General features: G+C 48.1%; 2 protein-coding genes. Both read right to left on the minus strand.

Annotated elements, in window-relative coordinates; translation table 11 throughout:
• Positions 1-454: 454 nt before the first annotated feature.
• Positions 455-2065 (minus strand): peptidoglycan-binding protein, encoded by a 1611-nt coding sequence (locus ACR0QE_RS13160; RefSeq protein ID WP_432628789.1) that lies wholly within the window; start codon positions 2063-2065, stop codon positions 455-457.
• Between the two features lie 494 nt (positions 2066-2559).
• On the minus strand, positions 2560-3894 hold the full coding sequence (locus ACR0QE_RS13165) for a CitMHS family transporter (RefSeq protein ID WP_432628790.1): 1335 nt from the start codon (positions 3892-3894) through the stop codon (positions 2560-2562).
• Positions 3895-4189: the final 295 nt, after the last annotated feature.

Here is a 4189-nt window from a genome sequence, read left to right on the forward strand (position 1 = left end):
AGAACATTTTTATTATTCTTCATCCTGACTATGAAAATCAGAAAAGAAACTGCCAAAAACAATTACAAACAAACCATTTGCCCAGCAAATCAAAACAAAAACGTCAGCGACGAAAGGAACATATTTTGCGACAAACAGTCGCTTAAAAGTAATCCCATTGGGATAGGGCTTTGTGAATAGCCATAAGCCACTTATCGTAGTCTTTCAGAAACCACGCCTGATGGCGTAGAAAACGGAGACTTCAGACGTGGTAATTCATTTCACATCTTGTTTTCTGTTACTCTTATTTTTTATGTATTCATCTTATTACACCTTTGGACACTGTTTAGATACTCTGTCCATAAATTTTCTAAACTCTTATGCAAAAAATAAAAAACAGATGTATTCCCCGATAAAGACAACCTTTCTTTATCGGGAAACACATCTGCCTGTTTCTCTGCTTTAAATTGATTTATCAGCCGAAAATTCTCCAGCCGACGATAAAGTTCTTTGCCCACCAGGAACTTAACGAACGGTGAACAACTTTTCCGTTACCGGACGACGCATCAATTACGGTGCCGCCGCCTGCAACGATGCCGACATGTCCGCTTACCACGACGATATCGCCTGCTCTCAGGCTTGAGAAACTGTTGATTCTCGTGTAACGTCCGACACTTCTCCAACCTGAGGAAGTGATGTAACTCTGGCGGACACCAACCTGATTCAAACACCAGTAAACAAAACCGGAACAGTCAAATGTGTTCGGTCCCTTTGCGCCCCAGACGTAACGGCTTCCAAGCTTCGAGCTTGCAACAGAAATCAGCGCACTTGCGCCTCCACTCGCCGATCCGGTGTTGACGGATCCTCCCTTGCTTCCCTTGCTTCCAGAATTTCCCTTTGCAACAGAAGTCTTGTTTCCGCTCGAGGAGTTTGTCTTTCCTCCCGAAGTTCTCGCCGGAGCCTTTCTCGCATCACCCGAAGTCAGCTTTGCCATCGTCTGCATGCCGACCTGACCATCCGGGCTGAGTCCGTTCGTGTTCTGGAAGAGTTTTACGGCATCCTCCGTCATCTCGCCGTAATATCCCGTCACACTTCCGGAACTTAAGTATCCCAGTTTGCTCAGGAGTGTCTGCACTCTCGAGATATTGTCTCCGCTGTCGCCAAGACTGAGTGCATTCGGAACAGCCGTGGAACTGTTCAATGCAATTCTCGTGGACGGTCCAAGATAACCATCGACAATCTGGTCGTTTCTTGACTGGAACTGCTTGACGGCAACCGTCGTGTCATATCCGTATGTGCCATCCGGATCGGTTGTCAGATAACCGAGCTCTTTCAGTCTCTTCTGAGCGGCAAGCACCACCTCACTCTGCTCACCGTAGGAGAGCATATTGGGCTTCACCTCATCGCTGTACAGAAGGTTCATCGTCTTGAGTCCGACTTTTCCGTCCTGATCGAGTCCGTTTACACTCTGCATCTTCTTGACCGCATTCTCGGTACTCTCATCAAAGGTTCCCGATACCTGCTCCGCCTGGGCAAGGTAACCAAGCTCATAGAGACGGCTCTGAATCCGGCTGATATCATCACCCACATCTCCCGGCTGGGCTGCATAGTACTTCGCATCCGGTGAGAACAGGGCTGCCAGTGTGTCCGGTCCGACGATTCCATCCTGTGCCAGATGATTCTGACGCTGGTAGATCTTGATTGCGCTCTGCGTCACCTCACCGTAATAGTCGGTCGGCTCATCGTTATCCATGAATCCCAAATCCATCAATCGCTGCTGCAGCTTTGCCACAATCGGATGCTGTTCGCCGACGCGCAGAAAATCCGGAATCGGATCTGTGTACTCTGCGTCCACTCCTGCCACGGACGGAAGAATCGGTCCATCCGGAGAGAGTGCCATCACCGACTCATCCGCCGCTGTCTGCGGCAGAGTCTCATCCGTCAGAACAAGCTCCGTCTCAGAAGACGAATTTGCAGATTTTCCACCCGCCTGACATCCTGCTAACAGTGCTCCCGTCAGAAATACGGCTCCGAACCGGCATGCCCCACTCATCCATCGCTTATATCGTTTGTATTTTCCTGTCATAAATTTAAACAGTCCCTCGCTTCCTTTTATCAAAAACTATTTTTATCACGTTCTATACAGATAAAAAGCCTCCGGCCTTTGAACGGTAATCGATAATCCTTATCCTTTTCGTTCTTTTCGGCGGACGCACCAAATCGCATCTATTTTATCACATTCCTTTTTTGCTTTCAACGTACGAAATTCTTATAAAAAAATTAAGTACTAAAAAGAATGTGCCTTGGCACATTCTCGCGCCGAAGCGCGGTTGCTTCAGCAACCATCTTCCCTTGCGCTGAGTGCGCATCCATGCGGAGCATTTTTTGTTGCATAGGGTGCAATTTCCTATGCAACAAAAAACATGCCCCTGCCGATTTCCCGTGCGGTGGGGAGGGGCAGAAGCATGTTCCGTAAAGCTCTTATTTTTATATGTAACTGTCGTATCTGTCGAAAATGTTTTTATACCGGTCTGGATTCTTTGGGGAAGAACCAGACCTTGTGGGGAAGGAAATGGGATCTTAGATCGTCAGGACTCCGAGGATCAGACCTGCAATCATGCAGACAAGGCTCACGCCCCAGATCCAGAAGAAGCTCGTCTTGATGTGATCCTTGATCTCAACTCCGGCAAGGCCGACACCGAGGAAGGTAGCCGGTACAACCGGGCTGATGAAGGTTGCACAGTTTCTGCACACAACCATCGTGATTGCGGTGTGAATCGGATCTACGCCGAACTGGTTTCCAACTCCGATTAATACCGGAAGCAGTCCGTAGAAGTAAGAATCCGTGCAGAACATCAGGGTCAGAGGAACAGACAGAACACCAACGATCAGCGGCAGGAAACGTCCCATGGACTGCGGAATGAATGCTGCCAGAATCGTTGCCATGTGGTTCATGATCTCACTCTCCTCCATGACACCGAGGAAGACACCTGCTGCCAGAATCGTGGAAGCCATCGTGAGTGCCGGACCTGCGTGGGACTTGATGATCTTTCCCTGCAGCTTTGCGCCCGGGTAGTTCACAAGAAGGGCAACCACACAGCCTACCATGAAGATGTAGTAAGCCGGAACTTTCAGCATAATCAGCGCTACAATGATTAACAGCGTCCAGATCAGGTTTACTGCAAACAGCTTCGGTCTCGCAAGATCGGTCTTGGATGCAGAACTTCCAGCCTCTTCCATATCGCCGTACTCAACCTCAAGCGTGCTGTTCTCGCCTGCGCCGCGCTTCTTCTCAACAGTACCCCAGAAGAATGCAGTCAGCAGGGCAATGACCATTCCGACTGCCTGCATCGGCAGAATGTGCATCCAAAGCAGGTTGGAGTCCATGCTCAGAACAGATGCTGCACGCATCGTCGGGCCGCCCCACGGCATCAGGTTCATAACACCCATTGCAGTGACACAGATCAGAAGCAGGGTTGTCGGACGCATTTTCAGTTTCTTATAAACCGGCAGCATTGCCGGGATCGTGATCAGGAACGTTGCTGCACCACTTCCGTCAAGATGAGCAATCATCGCGATAATGCAGGTCATCATTGCGACACCTACTACATTATTGCCAACTCTCTTTAACAGGGCGCCGATGATGACATCGAACATTCCCGCATCGGACATAATTCCAAAAAACAATACCGAAAAGATAAAAAGTGCTGCGGTTGAATGAACACCTTTCACTCCGGCAGAAACAAAATCACCCATCTCGCTGACTGAGTAGGTTCCGGTAAGAACCAGAATCAGCGCGGTCACTGTGGATACCCCGATAAATGCAATCGCCGGAACGGTCACATTTCTCAGCAGCAGCACAATGATTGCAATGATGGTCGCAAACCCCAGCAGGGCAAGCATCTGCTCACTCATGATACTCCTCCTTTGAATATGAAACATCGCTACATTATTAACAATCATTATTCTACGATGCAATTCTTAAAGGAGTACATTCTCCGCCTTACAAACTGTTTATTTTCCCCTTAATGTTTATTAAGAATATTACCGTTTTGAAACTTCCTATTTTAGGTTCTATACTGAATGTTGGGGTGTGTTGAAAAACATACTTCCAACATTCTTTTTATTGTAATAAAATACATCTATAAGAAGCCTCCCAAAACATTTTACCGACCAAAGTTTAATGCATACGGAGGTGACCCCTTATAGA

Origin of the sequence: Brotaphodocola sp., assembly GCF_050873065.1 — a bacterium.
Classification (GTDB): Bacteria; Bacillota; Clostridia; order Lachnospirales; family Lachnospiraceae; genus Brotaphodocola.